This is a genomic window from Streptomyces sp. NPDC001700, assembly GCF_053596435.1.
In genome coordinates this window covers 269278-285835 of record NZ_JBSFGE010000008.1, presented here as the reverse complement: position 1 = coordinate 285835, position 16558 = coordinate 269278, and the positions used below count along the sequence as shown (strand labels likewise).

Genomic DNA, 16558 nt, shown 5'->3' with positions numbered 1-16558 from the left:
TGTGTCAGGCGTGCTGCTGGTTCAGGCGTGCTGTTGATTCAGGAAGGCGGAGACGACGGTGTAGTAGTCGTGGGGGCGTTCTTCCTGGAGGTGGTGCGAGACGTCGTTCATCACATGCAGATTGCCCCGGGGGATCATGCGGGCCAGCATCAGCGGATAGTCCGGGGTGAGGAACGCGTCGTACATGCCCCACATGAAGAGCGTCGGCGCCTGGATGCGGCCGAGCGCGCCGGTGAGGTCCTGCCAGTCGCCGCGCGGGTTGTCGGAGGCCCCGGCGAGCGCCCTCTCCTCCGGGTCCAGGCTCTGTTCGTAGCGCATCGTCACCGTGGCGTCGGGGATGGCGTCGGGGTCGTACCACTCCAGGCGCGCCATCAGCTCGCGCATCTTCTGCCACGACGGGCCGGTCCCGCCGTAGTACACGTCCCGGGCGTTGCGGCCGCGGCGGCCGCCCTCCGGCAGCGGGGCCAGCGGCCCGTGGAAGACGGGCATGCTGCCGGTGACGACGAGGGACCGGACCCGCTCCGGGTACAGGGCGGCCAGGTTGAGCGCGATGGTGCCGCCCCAGGAGTTGCACACGAAGTCGGCGCGCTCCAGGCCGAGGGTGTCCATCAGCGCCACGGTCTTGGCGGCGTGGTAGTCCCACATCGGGCCCTTGATGACCGGCTTCGCGGACGTGCCGTACTGCAGGATGTCCACCAGGAAGCACCGGCGGTCCGCGGCGAAGAGCCGCGAGACCTGACCGAAGTCCGACCAGCCGGTGCACCCGGGGCCGCCTCCGTGGAGGAAGACGGTGGGGCTGCCCTGGCCCGTCTCGATGTAGTGGTACGTGACGCCGTCCGCCTCCGCGGAGGCCCCGGCCGGGGGTGCCTGGATGTCCATGAGGTCCATGCACCGATGGTGTGGTGGCCGGGCGTTTCGCCCAAGCGATCCGGTCCACTGAGCGGGCCGCCGGGGCAGCCCGCTCACGCGCGTCAGCGTCAGGCGGCTCAGGACAGGTCGAGCGCCACCTTGCCCACCGCGGCCCCGGTGCGCAGCCGTTCCACCGCCTCGGCCAGCCGGTCGGGCGTGTAGCGCTCGATGGGCAGGGTCAGCTCGCCGGACGTCAGATCGCCGAGCAGCGCGTCGGCGTCGGCGGCGACTTCCTTGCCGCGCCTCATCAGGTTGACGGGCAGCAGCGCCACGTCGGCCAGCAGCCAGTCCGCGAGGTCGACGGCCAACTCGCGCCCGGCGGTGTAGCCGACCAGCGCGGCCCGGCCGCCCGGGCGGACCAGCCCCAGCGCGTCGCGCAGCACCGGGCCGCCCACGGTGTCGATGAGCGCGTCCACCGGCCCGCCCACGGCCTCCGGCGACAGCTCCGTGGCCAGCACCGCCTTGCCGGGCGCGGGGACGTGGGCGAGCTTGGCCGGGCGGCCGACCACGCCGATGACCTCCGCCCCGGCGCGCGCCGCCACCTGCACCGTCAGGGCGCCGACCGCGCCCGCCGCGCCGGTCACCAATACCCGCTCCCCCGGCTGGATCGCCGCGACCGAGTGCACCGCGGCCCAAGCCGAGCCCGCCGGGGAGAAGTAGCTGCATGCCAGGGCGGGGTCGGTGCCCTCGGGCACCGGGGACACAGCGGCGTCGGGCGCCACGGCGTGGTCGGCCCAGCTGCCGTCGCGGCGCATCCCCAGCCCCTTGCCGTTAATCTTGACGAGGGCGCCCTCGGGGTGGGTGTCGGAGGCCACGACGACACCGCATCCGGTGGTGCCGGGCACGGTGGGCAGATCGGGCAGGATGCCGAACGCGCCGTCCACGATGTTCAGGTCGAGGTGGCCCACTTGCGCGGCACGCACCCGTACGAGCGTCTGGCCCGGCTGCCGCTCCGGCACCGGGCGCTCCGACAGCCGGGGCAGGGTGCCGAAGCGCTCCAGGACGAGGGCGCGTGACGTCTGGCTGCTCACAGTTTCACTCCATAACGACTCAGGGCACGGGAGGCGACGACGCGGAGCACGCGGTCGTAGACGAACCCGAGGATGCCCAGGGTGATGATCCCGACGAATACCCAGTCGATGCGACCGTAGTTGCGGGAGGTCCAGATCAGCGATCCGAGGCCGACCTGCGAGGCGACGATCTCCGCGGACACGATGGTCAGAAAGCTGTTGCCCATCGCCAGCCGCGCCCCCGTGACGATGTGGGGCACGGTCGACGGCAGCACGACGCTCCGCAGGATCTGGCGGCGGTTCGCGCCCAGGCTGGCGGCGGCGCGCAGCTTCGACTCGTTCACGGCCATCACACCGGCGCTGGTGTTCAGGGTGACGATGAAGACCGACGTGTAGAAGATGAGGACGACCTTCGACGACTCGCCGATGCCCAGCCACACCACCGCCAGGGTCACGAACGCGACCGGCGGGATGAACCGGAAGAACTCGATGTAGGGGTCGAGCAGATGCCGCACCAGCGGGATCTGCCCGATCAGCAGGCCGACCGGTACGCCCACGGCGAGACCGAGCCCCCAGCCGATCAGGATGCGGCGGCCGGAGGCGACGACCGAGTTGAACAGGGTGCCGTCGGCCGCCAGCTCCCGGGCCGCCGACAGGGTCTGGCTCGGGGAGGCGACCAGGGCGGAGCCGTACGTCGCCGCCAGCAGCTGCCACACGGCGACCCCGGCGAGGACGGACACCGCGTACAGCCCGGCGGTGCGCAGTCTTACAACGGTGGCGCGGCGCTGCCGCCGCCCCGGGCGCGGGGTGGCGGAGGTGCCCGCCGTCACGGTGGTCATCGCGTCTCCTCCACCATCGTGTCCTCGGTCATCGTGTCCTCGGTCATCGTGTCCTCGGTCATCGTGTCCTCGGTCATCGTGTGTCCTCGAGGTCGAGCCCCTGGTCGCGCAGGGCCTTGCGCACCTCTTCGCCGATGTCCTCGCGCAGGGCGCGGCGGAGTTCGACTGCGGCCGGATCCGTCTCGTCGCGGGGCCTGGGCAGGTCCACGGGGTAGACGGCCTTGACCGAGGCGGCCGGGCCCGCGGTCATCACGGCGATCCGGTCGGCCAGCAGGATGGCCTCGTCGATGTCATGGGTGACGAAGACGACCGTGCAGCCCGACGCCTTCCAGATGCGGCCCATCTCGTCCTGCATCACCTGGCGGGTCTGGGCGTCGAGCGCGCCGAACGGCTCGTCCATCAGCACCACGCGCGGCTCGTTCGCCAGCACCCGGGCGATCTGCACCCGCTGGCGCATGCCGCCCGAGAGCTGGCCGGGAAACCGGTCGGCGCAGTGGCGCAGCCCCACCAGGCCGAGGTAGGTGTCCGCCAGTTCGGCCCGCGCCGCCCGGGACTGGCCGCGCATGCGCGGGCCGAAGGCCACGTTCTGCCGTACGGTCATCCAGTCGAACAGGGCCTCGCTGCTCTGGAAGACCATGCCGAGGTCGGGGTCGGGGCCGCTGATCTGGGTGCCGTCGACGGTGAGGCCACCATCGGACACCGGGACGAATCCGGCCATGGCGGACAGCAGGGTGGACTTGCCGCAGCCGCTCGGCCCGAGCAGGCAGAGGAATTCACCGGCGGCGATGTCGAGCGAGATGTCCCGTACGGCCTCGAAGGAGCCGAACCGGATGCCGACCCCGGTGGCGGACAGGGCCGCGCCGCGGGTGCCGCCGCTCCCGGGCGCCGAGCCGTCCGGGGGCCGGGGGGTGGCGATGGTCTTCGTCATCGTGCTCCCTTCACCGAATTGGCGCACGGTAGACCGCGGCGGCGCGCCCGCGCATGGAGGTGGTTCCGCTCAACGGGACATGGCCCTTCCGGGCGGTGCGGCGCCAGGTGAATGCCACCTCCGCGCGCCTCCCCGGACACCGGGCGTTCTGCTGAGCGGGACGAGTCCGTAGGCGAACGCGCCGGGCCCGCGCATGCTCGGTGCCACGTTTCCACGGCAGCGGGAGGACAGGCACGATGACGGTCGAGGGCTCGCCCGATACCAAGCACACCGGCCGGGGCCGCGGCAGACCTGCCGGGGAACCCGGCCGCCAGGACTGGAGCTCATGGCCCCACTACGATGCGGCGGGCGCGGGCTTCCGCGGGTACTGGTACCCGGTCACCTGGTCCAGCCACATCACCGGCAAGCCACTGCCGTTCACCCTCTGCGGCGAGAAGATCACCCTGATCCGGGACGGTGGCACGGCGTACGCGCTGCACAACCGCTGTCCGCACCGCGGGGTGCCGCTGTCGGAGGGTGACCAGCAGTTTCCGGGCACCGTGAGCTGCCCGTACCACGGCTGGACGTTCGATCTGCCCACCGGCAAGCTGGCCGCGGTCATCACCGACGGGCCCGGCTGCCGCCTCACCGGCAAGGTCGGGGTGCGGACGTACCCGGTGGAGGAACGCCTCGGCATGGTGTGGGTGTACATCCCGCTCGCCGACGAGGAGCCGCACTCCATCGACTCGCAGCTTCCCGAGGAGCTGGTCGGCAACGGGTTCGTCATGGGCGGCCGGATCGAGCCGCGCGGTGGCAACTGGCGCTTCGCCTGCGAGAACGGCTTCGACGAGGGCCACGCGAAATATCTCCACCGGACCGCGCTGTGGCGGCTGTTCAAGCCGATGCCCACGTGGAACATCACCCGGATCGTGCCCAAGGGGCGCTGGATCTTCCGGGTGCAGGACGAGGTCCACTGGGAGGCCGACTACCCGGGTGTCGGGCACTGGTCCAACAAGCGGTGGTGGAAGATGCAGCCGCCCAAGGAGACCTTCAACATCGGCAACACCGGCAAGGCCGACAAGATCAACCCGACGATCGAGGCGCAGGAGTTCCCCGGCTTCGCGTCCCTGTCGATGCCGGGTGTGCTGCGCATCGCGTACCCCAAGTTCATCCACTACGAGTTCTACGTGCCGGTGGACGAGGACAACCACCGCTACGTCGGGGTAATGGTCAACTTCACCGAAGGCTGGAAGACGCTCGGCTTCTACGCCAAGTACCTGGGCGCCGTCCGCTGGCTGTTCCACGGGCAGTTCTCCGGCCAGGACGCCTGGATGGTCGACGTCACGGACGCGCCGCCGGAGAAGCTGTACCGCCCCGATGTCTCGCTGACCTCCTGGCGGAACCTCAGCGAGGAGGAGTACGGCAAGAAGCTGGCCGCGGTCGGCGCCGAAGCCGACTCCCCCGCACCCACGAAACCCACCCGCGAGAAGAAGGCATGACCATGGGCCGCACCCTGCTCACCCTGCTGGCCGGAGCCGCGATCGCCGTGTGCCTCCCCCTGGCCAGGAAGCGCGTCGCGCGCACCACCATGACCCAGGTCCACCGGGTCAACCAGTGACCGGCGGCGGACCGGACGGACCGGACAGCCTGGCCGGGCTGGACGAGCGACGTCGCGCCTGGGTTTCCGAGGCCTGGCGCCACATCACCCCCGGCCGGTTGCGCGAGCTGATCGTCGGGCTGGTCGACGTCCCGAGCCCGACGGGCGACGAGGGGCCGCTCGCCACCCACATCGCCGACACCCTCGCGGCCGCCGGATGCCACGCCCGGGTGCAGCCGGTCGACGACCGGCAGGCCAACGCCTGGGCGCGGCTGACCGGCGACGGCACCGGCCCCGACCTCATGCTCTACGCGCCCATCGACACCCTCACGGTCGGCGAGGAGAGCGAAGACCTCCCGTGGATCGGGCCCGAGCTGCGGGACGACATGCGTCCGCGCGCCACCGTCCACGGCGATCTGGTGACCGGGCTCGGGGCGTCCAACCCCAAGGGCCACGCCGCGTGCGTGATGATGGCCACCGAGGCCATCCGCCGGGCGGGGATCCCGCTCACCGGCGATCTCGTCGCGGCGTTCGGCGCGGGGGGCATGCCCACCAACGCCCGGCCCGGTGGCGTCCGGTACAACACGGGCCAGGGCGTGGGGTGTTCGTTCCTGCTGGAACAGGGGGTGTGGACCGACTACGCGCTGATCGCCAAGCCCGGCTGGACGGTGTCCTGGGACGAGGTCGGGCTCGTCTGGTTCGAGGTCACCGTGCGCGGCCTGCACACCTATGTGGGTTCGCGCCACCGGCTGCCGTACGACAACGCGATCGCGAACGCGGGCACGGTGGCGCTGCGGCTGGAGGAGTGGTTCGCGACGTACGCGCTCCACCACACCGGTGGCACCGTCGCACCGCAGGGCGTGGTGGCGTCGGTGCGTGGCGGATGGCCGCGCATGGCGGCCACCACCCCGGCGGCCTGCACGCTCCGGGTGGATCTGCGGATCGGCCCGGACACGACACCGATGCGGGCCAAGCGGGAGTTCCTGGCCGCGCTCGCCACCCTCCGCGAGGACACCGGGATCGATGTCACCGCCGAGATGATCCTCGCCATCCCCGGTACCCGGACCGATCCGGACAGCTGGGTGTGCCGCAGCGCGATCGCGGGCTGGGAGGCCCTGGAAGACCGTCCGCATGAGGTGATCCGTGGCAACAGCGGCGCCACCGACGCCAACATCCTGCGCGGCCGGGGCGTGCCCACGGTGCGCGTCGGCATGCCGAAGGTCACCGAGGCGCCCTTCGAGATCGACTTCGCGCGGGGGATGAACACCGTCGACGTCCGGGCCATGGAGCGGCTGACCCGCCATCTGATCCGTACGGCCGTCGACACCGTCACCCGCACACGCGACGAGGTGGAAGGAGAGCCGGAATGACCGAGATCGTCCTGGGTGTGGGCGCGTCGCACAGCACGCTCATGAACACCCACTGGGAGGAGACCTTCCACAAGGACCGCGCCGAGCGGTTCCGGGACGCGCTGCGCGAGGCGCGCGACGAGATCGCCGCCGCCCGGCCCGACACCGTGATCCTGGTGGGCTCGAACCACTTCCGCGGCTTCTGGCTGGACCTCATCCCCAGCTTCACCCTCGGCGTCGGCGAGTGCGTGGCCAGCGGCGAGTCCGGCACCCCGGAGGGCCCCCAGCCGGTGGACGTGCCGCTCGCCCGGCACATCGCGAACACCCTGGTGGAGGGCGGCCGTTTCGACCCGGCGTACTCGGCCAGGCTGCAGATCGACCACGGCCAGTCGCACGCCATCCAGTATCTGCTGGACGGTCTTGACGTGGAGATCGTGCCGCTGGTGGTCAACGTCTTCGCGCATCCGCTGCCCACGCTGGAGCGCTGCGAGCAGCTGGGCCGGGCCATCCGGGACGCGGTGCTGGCGTTCCCCGGCAACCGCCGGGTGGCGGTGATCGGCTCCGGCGGGCTCTCGCACCGGCTGCCGTGGCCGGACTGGCGCGATCCACGGGGCGACGACGAGGAGTTCATGGTGGGCGCGTGGCTGAACGGCCGCGACCACTGGAAGGACTACGACGTCAGGCGCCGCGAGATCATCCGGGCCGCCGAGGCCGCCATCAACGAGGACTTCGACGACGAGTTCCTGCGCCTGGTGACCAGCGGCCGGACCCACGAGGTGACCCGGTACACCACCGAGGAGCTGGAGAAGGTGGCGGGCAACGGCGCCCAGGAGGTGCGCACCTGGCTGCTCATGGCGGCCGTGCTCGGCCACGTCCCCGGGCGGCGGCTGGCGTACGAATCCCTGCCCGAATGGCTCACCGGCATGGGCGTCGCCGTCCTCGACCCCACCCAGAACCCCACGCAAGACCCCGCAGAGCACACCGCGAGCGAAAGGCAGCCATGAGCATCTGGACGGAACTGTCGGGCATCGACTACCGGCACGCCTACGTGGAAACCGGCGACCTCACCACCCGGGCCCTGCAGGCCGGTCCCGAGGACGGCGAGCACGTGGTGTTCCTGCATGGCACCACCGGCCACCTGGAGGCGTTCGTACGGAACATCCCCGCGTACGTCGAGCGGGGCTACCGCTGCCACGCCATCGACATGCTCGGCCACGGCTACACCGGCAAGCCGGACCACCCCGCGGAGATCCCCGCCTACGTCGATCACCTGATCGCCTACCTCGACGCGGTGGGGGCCCAGCGCGCGCATCTGGTCGGCGAGTCGCTGGGCGGCTGGGTGGGGTCCTGGCTGGCGAGCGAACACCCGGACCGGGTGGCCTCCCTCCAGCTGCTCTGCATGGGCGGCACCAAGGTCAACCCGGAGGTGATGGAGCGGCTGAAGACCTCGACCCGCGCCGCCGTCCTCACCGACGACATCTCCGCCACCCGCAAGCGGCTGGAGCTGCTGTGGGCGCACTGGGACGAGGAGCTGGGCGAGGAGCTGACCCAGGTCCGCTACGAGATCTACCACCACCCCGACTTCCAGGCCAACGTGGACAACCTGCTGGCGCTCCAGGAGGTCGAGCGGCGCGAGCGCAATCTGCTGCGGCCGGACCGGATGGCGAGGATCAAGGCGCCGACGCTGGTGGTGTGGGGCAACAAGAACCCGTTCGGGGCCGTGCCGGAGGCCGAGGCCATCACCGCCGCCATCCCCGGGGCCCGGCTGGAGATCTTCAACGAGTGCGGGCACTGGCCGCAGCACGAGAAGGCCGAGGTCTACAACCCGCTCAGCCTGGCGTTCCTCGACGAGGCGACGCGATAAGGAGGTACGTGGCATGACCGTCGTCCCGCTCGACCCCGCCGCTCCACCCGATCCGGGCTCGATGAACTCCGTCCTGGGCAAGGTGCGCCCGATCCTGGAGGCGTTCACCGCCGACGACGACACCCTCTCCCTCGCCGATCTGGTGCGCCGTACGGGCGTGGCGAAGGCCACCGTGCACCGGCTCGCCCAGGAGCTGGTCGTCTGGGGGCTGCTGGAGCGGGCGAGCTGCGACTACCGGCTGGGGCTGCGCCTGTTCGAGATCGGCCAGCGGGTGCACCGGCAGCGGATCCTGCGCGAGGTGGCGCAGCCGTACATGGAGGATCTGCTGCTGGCCACCCGCGAGACCATCCACTTCGCGATCCACGACGGCCTCGACGTGGTCTATCTGGAGAAGATCCTGCCGCATCGCGGGCTGAGCGAGGAGTCCCGGGTGGCGGGGCGGCTTCCGCTGTACTGCACCGCCACCGGCAAGGCCATCCTGGCCTTTTCGCCGAAGTCGCTGGCCGGTGAGGTGATCGGCAACGGACTGAAGCCCTTCACCCGGTACACGATCACTTCGCCCGCGCGGCTGCTGTGCCAGCTGGAGCGCGTCCGGGAGCAGGGCATCGCGACCGAGGCGGAGGAGATCCGGCTGGGCTATCTCAGCATGGCCGTACCGGTCTTCGCCCGTGGCGGCTCGCTGGCGGGCGCGCTGTCCATCACCGCGCCCACCTACCGTTTCGACATGGGCGCCCACACGGGCGCGCTGCGCACCGCTGGTCTGGGGATCAGCCGAGCGTTGCGGGCCGCCCTGTGACGGCGCTGGAGGAGGTGGTGGCGCGGGCCCGGACGCTGATCGGCCGGTGGGAGACCGAGGACTGCGGGGTGCTGACGGTCAAGGAGTTCTGCCGGTACGCGGCCGCGGTGGGCGATGGCGGGTACGTGGCGCGGGCCCGCGCCCGGGAGGCGGCCGGGGAGCCCGTCGAGGCTCCCCCGCTGTTCCTCGCGGCGATGATGAGCTGGGAGGACGGTCCGGACGAGGACGCGCTGCGCCCGGACGGCCTGGCCGCCCGGGAGTCCCCGTGTACGCAGGGGTTGCCGGTGCGCCAGGTGCACGGCGGCCAGTCGGTGCGGCTCGCCGGGGTCCCGGTGGCGGGCGTGCGGATCACCGCGTCCCGGTCGGTGACCTCGGCGGACCGTAAGGGCGGCCGCTCGGGGGAGTTCGTCCTGCTGGGTGTCACGACCCGGTTCACCTCGGGGGGCGGGAAGGAGCTGATGGCCGTGGACGAGACGATCGTCGTGCTGGACGGTGGCATGGTGCCGAACGGGGGTGCCGCCGCGTGAACACCCCCGCCGCCGGGCAGGTCTGCCCGCCACGCCGCTACACCCACAGCAGGGTGCAGCTGTTCCGGTTCAGCGCCGTGTCCTGGAACGCCCACCGCATCCACTACGACGGGGAGTTCGCCGCCTCGGAGGGGTTCCCCGACGCGGTCGTGCAGTCCACCCTGCACGGCGAGATGCTCGTGCGATACGCCCTCGACTGGTCCGGGCCGGGCGCGCGGCTGGAGGGGGTGAGCTGGCGCAACCGGGCGACCGCCGTGGCCGGTGAACCGCTCACCTGGACCGCGACGGTCACCGCCATCGAGCCCACCGACCAGGGGCATCGGGTCTCGCTCGACGTGTCCGTCCTCAAGGACGACGGCACCGCGTGCGTCACCGGGACGGTCGAGCTGAGCCATGCTGGTGGACCGGCCTAACCGGCGTACCGCTCGTACCAGCCCTGCAGCAGGGCGCGGTCCAGATCGGGCGACTTCTTGATGAGGTTCTGCCCGGTGAGGAATCCGGTGATCCTGGCGGACTGCTGGATATCGGCGCCGGTCAGTCCGCGGACGCGGAAGGTGATCTCCGGGAGCACCTTCCGTGTCTGCGCCTCGGGCAGTTTCACCTGCCGGTTGGTGGCCTCCGCGGCGGCGCCGGGGTCGCGGGTCACCAGCCGGTCGGCCTCGGCGAGGACCTTGAACACCTTGGCCGCGACCGCCCGGTTGCTCTTCAGCCAGCGCTCTTCCGCCAGCAGCCACTGCACATACGTCACCCCGAAGTCGCCGCTGTGGCCCGCGATGTGGCCGCCCGACTCGGCGCCCTTGGCCGCCCACGGCTCGTAGAGGACGTAGGCGTCGATGGTGCCGCGCTGGAGCAGCCCGGGCATCTCCGGCGGGGAACTCTGATGGATCTTCACGGACCCGGGGTCGATGCCGTGGCGGCGCAGATACGTGTGGGTCGCGTACAGGCCGAGGCCCTGGATGGACGCCATCGTCTTGATCTGGCGCGGCGAGGTGATGCCATCGCGCATCACGACCTTGAGATAGCGGTCGGAGGACTGGAAGACGCCCAGCGCCCGCAGCCCCGGATCGCCCGCCATCAGCGGCAGCGCGGTGGAGTCGGCGTTGGCCGCCAGCTGTGCGGTACCGGCCGTCACCGCCTGGCCCGCGGTCGGGCCGCCCTCGGTGCGCATCAGCTCGACGTTCACGCCCGCCTTGGCGAACATCCCGCGCTCCTTCGCCAGGTAGAAGGGCGCGTACGAGGCGTCGACGCCGAGGGCGACGCGCACCGTGGGGCCGCCCTTCACCTCCCCCGCGTCGGAGTCCACCGTCCCCGCCATGCAGGCGGGGACGAGGAGGAGCGCCGTACAGGCGACGAGCAGCCGCCCCGCTCTGCTGTTGTCCGGGTTCATGAGCCATGACCTCCGAGCGCGGGATCCCTGTGGTCGCGCCACGTTCCCAGGCGCGGGTGCCTCTCCCGAAGCGCGGTGTCCCGCCAGACGGAACGGTTTCATTGGGCCCGGCCACGGCGGTGCCTACGCTCCCGGGCCATGAGCGTTCTTACCGATGTTCCGGCCACCGCGTCCGCCCCGGACGTGGTGGACACCGACATCCTCATCATCGGCGCCGGTCCGTCGGGACTCTACGGCGCGTACTACGCGGGGTTCCGCGGGCTGCGCGTGGCGGTCATGGACGTCCTTCCGCAGTGCGGCGGCCAGATCAGCGCCATGTACCCGGAGAAGCCCATCTTCGACATCGCCGGTTTCCCCTCGGTGCGCGGCCGCGACCTGGTGGACAGCCTGGTGGCCCAGGCGGAGCCGTACGGGCCCGTGTATCTCCTCGGTCAGCGGGCGGTCGAGCTGTCCCACGGGGAGGACGGACGGCCCGTGGTGCGCGGCGACGGCGGGACCACGGTCCGGGCCGGAGCCGTCGTCATCACCGGCGGGGTGGGGACGTTCACGCCCCGGCCGCTCCCGGCGGGCGAGGACTATCTCGGCCGTGGGCAGGTGTACTTCGTCCCGGATCCGTCCGGCCACACCGGTCATGACATCGTGATCGTCGGCGGCGGCGACAGCGCCTTCGACTGGGCGGCGACGCTCGCTCCGCTGGCCCGGTCCGTCACCCTGGTCCACCGCCGGGACCGGTTCCGGGCGCATGGCGCGACCGTGGAGAAGGTGCGTTCCCTCGGCATCGAGATCATCACCGACACCGAGGTGACCGGGCTGCACGGCGCGGAGCAGCTCGAAGAGGTGACGATCCGCCACCGGCTGACCAAGGACACCCGTACCCTCCCGGCGCAGACCGTCGTCGCCGCCCTCGGCTTCACCGCCGACGTCGGCCCGCTGCAGAACTGGGGGCTTGAGCTGCGGGCGCGGCGGATCGCCGTGGACACCCGGATGGCCACCAACGTGCCGCGGGTGTTCGCCGCCGGGGACATCACCGACTACCCGGGCAAGGTGCGGCTGATCTCCGTGGGCTTCGGCGAGGTCGCCACCGCGGTGAACAACGCGGCCACCGTCATCGATCCGGAGGCGATGTTGTTCCCCGGGCATTCCACAGAGAAGGAGAACTGACATGGCCTACGTCATCGGCCCGGCCTGCGTCGACATCATGGACCGCTCCTGCATGGAGGAATGCCCGGTCGACTGCATCTACGAGGGGGAACGCAAGCTCTACATCAACCCGGTGGAGTGCATCGACTGCGGCGCCTGCGAAACCGCCTGCCCCGAGCAGGCCATCGCGGTGGACCGGCTGGCCAGGCCCGAGCACCGGGAGGACAACCGCCGCTTCTTCACCGAGCCGCTGCCCGGCCGTACGGAGCCGCTGGGCACCCCGGGCGGCGCCACCGGGCTCGGTCCGGTCGGCGTCGACACCCCGCTGGTCGCCGGGGCCGCCTCATGACCGGCCAGGGACTTCCCCCGGAGGTGGCCAAGGCGGCCGACACGCTGCTGGAGGCCACGCGGAGCGGTGTGGTGTGCCCGCCGGTGCGCACGTACCTCGCCGAGGGGGACATCGGGGCCGCGTACGCGGTGCAGCGGGTGAACGTCGGGCGCGGTGTGGCCGAGGGGCGGCGGATCGCGGGCCGTAAGATCGGCCTGACCTCGCCTGCGGTACAGGCTCAACTGGGCGTCGATCAGCCGGACTTCGGGACGCTGTTCGCCGACATGGCGGTGACCGAGGGCGGTGTGGTGGCGGCCGGGCGACTGCTGCAGCCCAAGGTGGAGGCGGAGGTGGCGCTCGTCCTGGGCGCCGATCTGCCGCACCGCGACTGCACGGTGGCCGATGTGCTGCGCGCGGTCGACTTCGCGCTGCCCGCGCTGGAGATCGTGGACAGCCGCATCGCCGGGTGGAACATCGGCATCGTGGACACCGTCGCCGACAACGCCTCCTGCGGGCTGTACGTGCTCGGCGGTACACCCGTGCCGCTGACCGGGCTCGATGCGCGCGGGGCGCGGATGTCCCTGACCCGCGGCGGCCGGACGGTCTCCGAGGGCAGCGGCGCCGACTGCCTCGGCAGCCCGCTGAACGCCGCGGCCTGGCTGGCCTCGGCCGTCGCCGCCCAGGGCGATCCGCTGCGCGCCGGGGAGATCCTGCTGACCGGGGCGCTGGGCCCGATGGTGCCCGCGGCGCCGGGCGACCGGTTCGAGGCCCACATCAGTCAACTGGGCCGGGTCACGGTCGAGTTCGCGACGGAGGGAGAGTAGGCCATGAGCACCCGTACCAAGGTCGCCGTCATCGGCTCCGGCAACATCGGCACCGATCTCATGATCAAGGTGCTGCGGCTGTCCGACACCCTGGAGGTGGCGGCGGTGGCGGGCATCGACCCGGACTCCGACGGCCTCGCCCGGGCCCGCCGCCTGAAGGTGGCCACGACCCACGAGGGCGTGGACGGGCTGGTGGCGCTGGACGAGTTCGCCGATGTGCGGATCGTCTTCGACGCCACCTCGGCCGGTGCCCACCGCCGCCACGACGAGGTACTGCGCGCCCTCGGACGTACGGTGGTCGACCTCACCCCGGCCGCCATCGGCCCGTATGTGGTGCCGCCGGTGAACCTCGACGCCCAGCTGGACAGCCCCAACGTCAACATGGTGACCTGCGGCGGACAGGCCACGATTCCCATCGTGGCCGCCGTCTCGGCCGTCACGCCCGTGCACTACGGGGAGATCGTCGCCTCCATCGCCTCCCGCTCGGCCGGTCCGGGCACCCGCGCCAACATCGACGAGTTCACCGAGACCACCGCCTCCGCCATCGAGCGGGTCGGCGGAGCGGGCCGGGGCAAGGCCATCATCGTCCTCAATCCGGCCGAACCGCCGCTGATCATGCGGGACACCGTGCACTGTCTGGTGTCGGAGTGCGACGACGCGGCGGTCACCGCCTCGATCGAGGCCATGGTGGGCCGCGTCCAGGCGTATGTCCCCGGCTACCGCCTCAAGCAGAAGGTGCAGTTCGACCGGATCGCCGACGACGACCCGCTGCGCACCCTCGTACCCGCCGGAGCGGGGCACGGCGCGGTGAAGGTGTCGGTGTTCCTGGAGGTCGAGGGCGCCGCCCACTACCTCCCGGCCTACGCGGGCAACCTCGACATCATGACCTCGGCAGCGCTGCGCACCGCGGAGCGGCTGGCCGCACACCGGACCGTGGAGGCAGCCCAGTGACCACGCCAGAGGCCTCCCTGTACATCCAGGACGTCACCCTGCGGGACGGCATGCACGCCCTCCGCCACCGCTACACCACGGACCAGGCCCGCACCATCGCCGCCGCGCTCGACGCCGCCCGTGTCGGCGCCATCGAGATCGCCCACGGCGACGGGCTGTCCGGGTCCAGCGTCAACTACGGCGTCGGCGCGCACACCGACTGGGAGTGGATCGAGGCGGTCACCGACGCCGTCCGGCACGCCGTGCCCACCACCCTGCTGCTGCCGGGCATCGGCACCCTGCGCGATCTGAAGCAGGCCCACGCGCTCGGCATCCGCTCGGTGCGCGTCGCGACCCACTGCACCGAGGCGGACATCTCCGCCCAGCACATCTCCGCCGCCCGCGAGCTGGGCATGGACGTCGCGGGCTTCCTGATGATGTCGCACATGGCGCCCCCGGCCGAACTCGCCCGGCAGGCCGTGCTCATGGAGTCCTACGGCGCCCACTGCGTGTATGTCACCGACTCCGGCGGGCGGCTGACCATGGACGGAGTGCGCGACCGCTTCCGCGCCTACCGCGACGTCCTCTCCCCCGACACCGAGCTGGGCATCCACGCCCACCACAATCTGGGGCTCGGCGTGGCCAACAGCGTGGTCGCCGTGGAGAACGGCGTCACCCGCGTCGACGCCTCGCTGGCCGGGCAGGGCGCGGGCGCCGGAAACTGTCCGCTGGAGGCCTTCATCGCGGTGGCCGATCTGCAGGGGTGGTCGCACGGCTGCGAGCTGTTCCCGCTGATGGACGCCGCCGACGACCTGGTCAGGCCGCTCCAGGACCGGCCGGTGCGGGTGGACCGGGAGACCCTGAGCCTCGGCTACGCGGGCGTGTACTCCAGCTTCCTGCGCCACGCCGAGACGGCGGCGGCCCGCTATGGCCTGGACACCCGCTCCATCCTGGTCGAGGTCGGGCGGCGCGGCATGGTCGGCGGCCAGGAAGACATGATCACGGATGTGGCGCTGGACCTGGCGGAGGGGCGGGCATGAGCGCCGGGGCGACGCGGCCACGGATCGGGATCCGGGTGCCGCCGTGCGACCGGGCGGACCGGATCGCCCGGACCGTGCGGCGGGCCGAGGAGCTGGGCTTCGACGAGGTGTGGTTTCCCGACTCCCAGCTGCTGTGGCGGGACGTGTTCACCACCCTGACCGCCGCCGCGCTGGCCACCGAGCGCATCGGCCTGGGTACCGCGGTGACCAATGTGGCGACCCGCCATCCGGCCGTCGTGGCATCGGCCGCCCGCAGCGTGGCCGAGCTGGCGCCCGGCCGGTTCACCCTCGGCCTCGGCGTGGGCAACAGCTCGGTCGGGCCGGTCAATCTGCGGCAGACCACCTCGGCGGCGATGCGCGACGGAGTGGCCATGCTGCGGGGGCTGCTGGACGGCCGGGAATGGGACTTCGGCGGCGGTGTCCGCTCCCGGCTGCGCGATCCGGGGCCACGTATTCCGGTGCACCTCGCGGCGAGCGGCCCGAAGAACCTGCGGCTCGCGGGGGAGATCGCCGACGGCGCCATCCTGCTCAGCGGCGTGTCCCAAAAGCCCCTGGCCGGGGCCGCCGCCCGGGTGCGTGAGGGCGCCGAGGCCGCGGGCCGGGCGGCCTCGGAGGTACCGCTGACGGTGTCCGCGTTCTGCGCGGTCACCGATGACATCGAGGCCGAGGCGCGGCTGATCAAACCGATCTGCGCGTCGATCGCGCAGAACGGCGGGGCGCCCTTCCTCGCCCTGGCGGGGATAGAGGTGGACGTCCCGGCCACGGTGGAGGGCGTCTACCCGGATCTGGTGCACGCCGAGGACTGGGACGCGGCCGTCGCCGTGTGTTCGCGGTGGATCAGCGACGAGGCGGCCGTGCGGTTCGCCCGGGAATTCTGTCTGTTCGGCACCGCCGCGCAGATCGCCGAGCGGCTCACGGCCCTGCACGGCGCCGGGGTGTCCGGGGTCTTCCTCCAGCATGTGGGTTCGTACGACCCGCCGACCGAGCTGATCGAGGCGGTCGGTTCCGGGGTGCTGCCCGCCCTCGGCGGCCATTCCGGGCATTGACACGGGCATGGACACGGGGATCGACACGGGTATTGACAAAGGGGGGCCGATAGGCGTGGATCACG

Annotated in this window: 19 protein-coding genes; 14 read left to right on the top strand and 5 right to left on the bottom strand. The window is 71.8% G+C overall.

Going from position 1 to position 16558, the window contains the following annotated elements:
- Positions 1 to 21: 21 nt before the first annotated feature.
- From ACWC5C_RS18085 to ACWC5C_RS18070, 4 genes are all read right to left on the bottom strand, one after another.
- Positions 22 to 888, bottom strand: a complete 867-nt coding sequence (locus ACWC5C_RS18085; RefSeq protein ID WP_450876343.1) for an alpha/beta fold hydrolase — start codon at positions 886 to 888, stop codon at positions 22 to 24.
- 98 nt (positions 889 to 986) lie between these two features.
- The gene (locus tag ACWC5C_RS18080; RefSeq protein WP_450876342.1) at positions 987 to 1940 is read right to left on the bottom strand and encodes a quinone oxidoreductase family protein; all 954 of its coding nucleotides are present in this window, start codon (positions 1938 to 1940) and stop codon (positions 987 to 989) included.
- A complete protein-coding gene (locus ACWC5C_RS18075; RefSeq protein ID WP_450876341.1) occupies positions 1937 to 2758 on the bottom strand; it encodes an ABC transporter permease in 822 nt (273 codons plus the stop codon). The genes ACWC5C_RS18080 and ACWC5C_RS18075 overlap by 4 nt, the downstream gene beginning before the upstream one ends.
- Positions 2759 to 2831: 73 nt before the next feature.
- The gene (locus ACWC5C_RS18070; RefSeq protein WP_450876340.1) at positions 2832 to 3686 is read right to left on the bottom strand and encodes an ABC transporter ATP-binding protein; all 855 of its coding nucleotides are present in this window, start codon (positions 3684 to 3686) and stop codon (positions 2832 to 2834) included.
- 236 nt (positions 3687 to 3922) lie between these two features.
- Between ACWC5C_RS18070 and ACWC5C_RS18065 the strand changes: the two genes are divergently transcribed.
- From ACWC5C_RS18065 to ACWC5C_RS18030, 8 genes are read left to right on the top strand one after another with little or no spacing between them, the layout of a single operon-like run.
- On the top strand, positions 3923 to 5164 hold the full coding sequence (locus tag ACWC5C_RS18065) for a Rieske 2Fe-2S domain-containing protein (protein WP_450876339.1): 1242 nt from the start codon (positions 3923 to 3925) through the stop codon (positions 5162 to 5164).
- Positions 5161 to 5283 carry a hypothetical protein gene (locus ACWC5C_RS18060; RefSeq protein WP_385443461.1) on the top strand — a complete coding sequence of 41 codons (123 nt, stop codon included), beginning with the start codon at positions 5161 to 5163 and terminating at the stop codon, positions 5281 to 5283. Before ACWC5C_RS18065 ends, ACWC5C_RS18060 begins: the two co-directional genes overlap by 4 nt.
- Positions 5280 to 6632, top strand: a complete 1353-nt coding sequence (locus tag ACWC5C_RS18055) for a M20 family metallopeptidase (RefSeq protein WP_450876338.1) — start codon at positions 5280 to 5282, stop codon at positions 6630 to 6632. The genes ACWC5C_RS18060 and ACWC5C_RS18055 overlap by 4 nt, the downstream gene beginning before the upstream one ends.
- Positions 6629 to 7615 (top strand): DODA-type extradiol aromatic ring-opening family dioxygenase, encoded by a 987-nt coding sequence (locus ACWC5C_RS18050; protein ID WP_450876337.1) that lies wholly within the window; start codon positions 6629 to 6631, stop codon positions 7613 to 7615. The genes ACWC5C_RS18055 and ACWC5C_RS18050 overlap by 4 nt, the downstream gene beginning before the upstream one ends.
- Positions 7612 to 8475 (top strand): alpha/beta fold hydrolase, encoded by an 864-nt coding sequence (locus tag ACWC5C_RS18045; RefSeq protein WP_450876336.1) that lies wholly within the window; start codon positions 7612 to 7614, stop codon positions 8473 to 8475. Before ACWC5C_RS18050 ends, ACWC5C_RS18045 begins: the two co-directional genes overlap by 4 nt.
- A gap of 13 nt (positions 8476 to 8488) precedes the next feature.
- Complete coding sequence (locus tag ACWC5C_RS18040) at positions 8489 to 9271, top strand: IclR family transcriptional regulator (protein ID WP_450876335.1); 783 nt, start codon at positions 8489 to 8491, stop codon at positions 9269 to 9271.
- Positions 9268 to 9798, top strand: a complete 531-nt coding sequence (locus ACWC5C_RS18035; protein WP_450876334.1) for an FAS1-like dehydratase domain-containing protein — start codon at positions 9268 to 9270, stop codon at positions 9796 to 9798. Before ACWC5C_RS18040 ends, ACWC5C_RS18035 begins: the two co-directional genes overlap by 4 nt.
- Entirely contained in the window at positions 9795 to 10211 is a 417-nt protein-coding gene (locus ACWC5C_RS18030; RefSeq protein ID WP_450876333.1) for an acyl dehydratase, read from the top strand. Before ACWC5C_RS18035 ends, ACWC5C_RS18030 begins: the two co-directional genes overlap by 4 nt.
- Here ACWC5C_RS18030 and ACWC5C_RS18025 read toward each other — a convergent pair.
- Positions 10208 to 11185: an ABC transporter substrate-binding protein gene (locus tag ACWC5C_RS18025; protein ID WP_450876332.1), complete on the bottom strand. Its 978-nt coding sequence runs from the start codon at positions 11183 to 11185 to the stop codon at positions 10208 to 10210. The genes ACWC5C_RS18030 and ACWC5C_RS18025 overlap by 4 nt on opposite strands.
- Positions 11186 to 11323: 138 nt before the next feature.
- Between ACWC5C_RS18025 and ACWC5C_RS18020 the strand changes: the two genes are divergently transcribed.
- From ACWC5C_RS18020 to ACWC5C_RS17995, 6 genes are read left to right on the top strand one after another with little or no spacing between them, the layout of a single operon-like run.
- Positions 11324 to 12346 (top strand): NAD(P)/FAD-dependent oxidoreductase, encoded by a 1023-nt coding sequence (locus ACWC5C_RS18020; protein ID WP_450876331.1) that lies wholly within the window; start codon positions 11324 to 11326, stop codon positions 12344 to 12346.
- Between the two features lies 1 nt (position 12347).
- Complete coding sequence (gene fdxA / locus ACWC5C_RS18015) at positions 12348 to 12674, top strand: ferredoxin (RefSeq protein WP_385443439.1); 327 nt, start codon at positions 12348 to 12350, stop codon at positions 12672 to 12674.
- A complete protein-coding gene (locus ACWC5C_RS18010) occupies positions 12671 to 13477 on the top strand; it encodes a 2-keto-4-pentenoate hydratase (protein ID WP_450876330.1) in 807 nt (268 codons plus the stop codon). The genes fdxA and ACWC5C_RS18010 overlap by 4 nt, the downstream gene beginning before the upstream one ends.
- A gap of 3 nt (positions 13478 to 13480) precedes the next feature.
- The gene (locus ACWC5C_RS18005; RefSeq protein ID WP_450876329.1) at positions 13481 to 14428 is read left to right on the top strand and encodes an acetaldehyde dehydrogenase (acetylating); all 948 of its coding nucleotides are present in this window, start codon (positions 13481 to 13483) and stop codon (positions 14426 to 14428) included.
- On the top strand, positions 14425 to 15447 hold the full coding sequence (gene dmpG, locus ACWC5C_RS18000) for a 4-hydroxy-2-oxovalerate aldolase (RefSeq protein ID WP_450876328.1): 1023 nt from the start codon (positions 14425 to 14427) through the stop codon (positions 15445 to 15447). The genes ACWC5C_RS18005 and dmpG overlap by 4 nt, the downstream gene beginning before the upstream one ends.
- Positions 15444 to 16493 (top strand): LLM class flavin-dependent oxidoreductase, encoded by a 1050-nt coding sequence (locus tag ACWC5C_RS17995; protein WP_450876327.1) that lies wholly within the window; start codon positions 15444 to 15446, stop codon positions 16491 to 16493. Before dmpG ends, ACWC5C_RS17995 begins: the two co-directional genes overlap by 4 nt.
- Positions 16494 to 16558 lie beyond the last annotated feature (65 nt).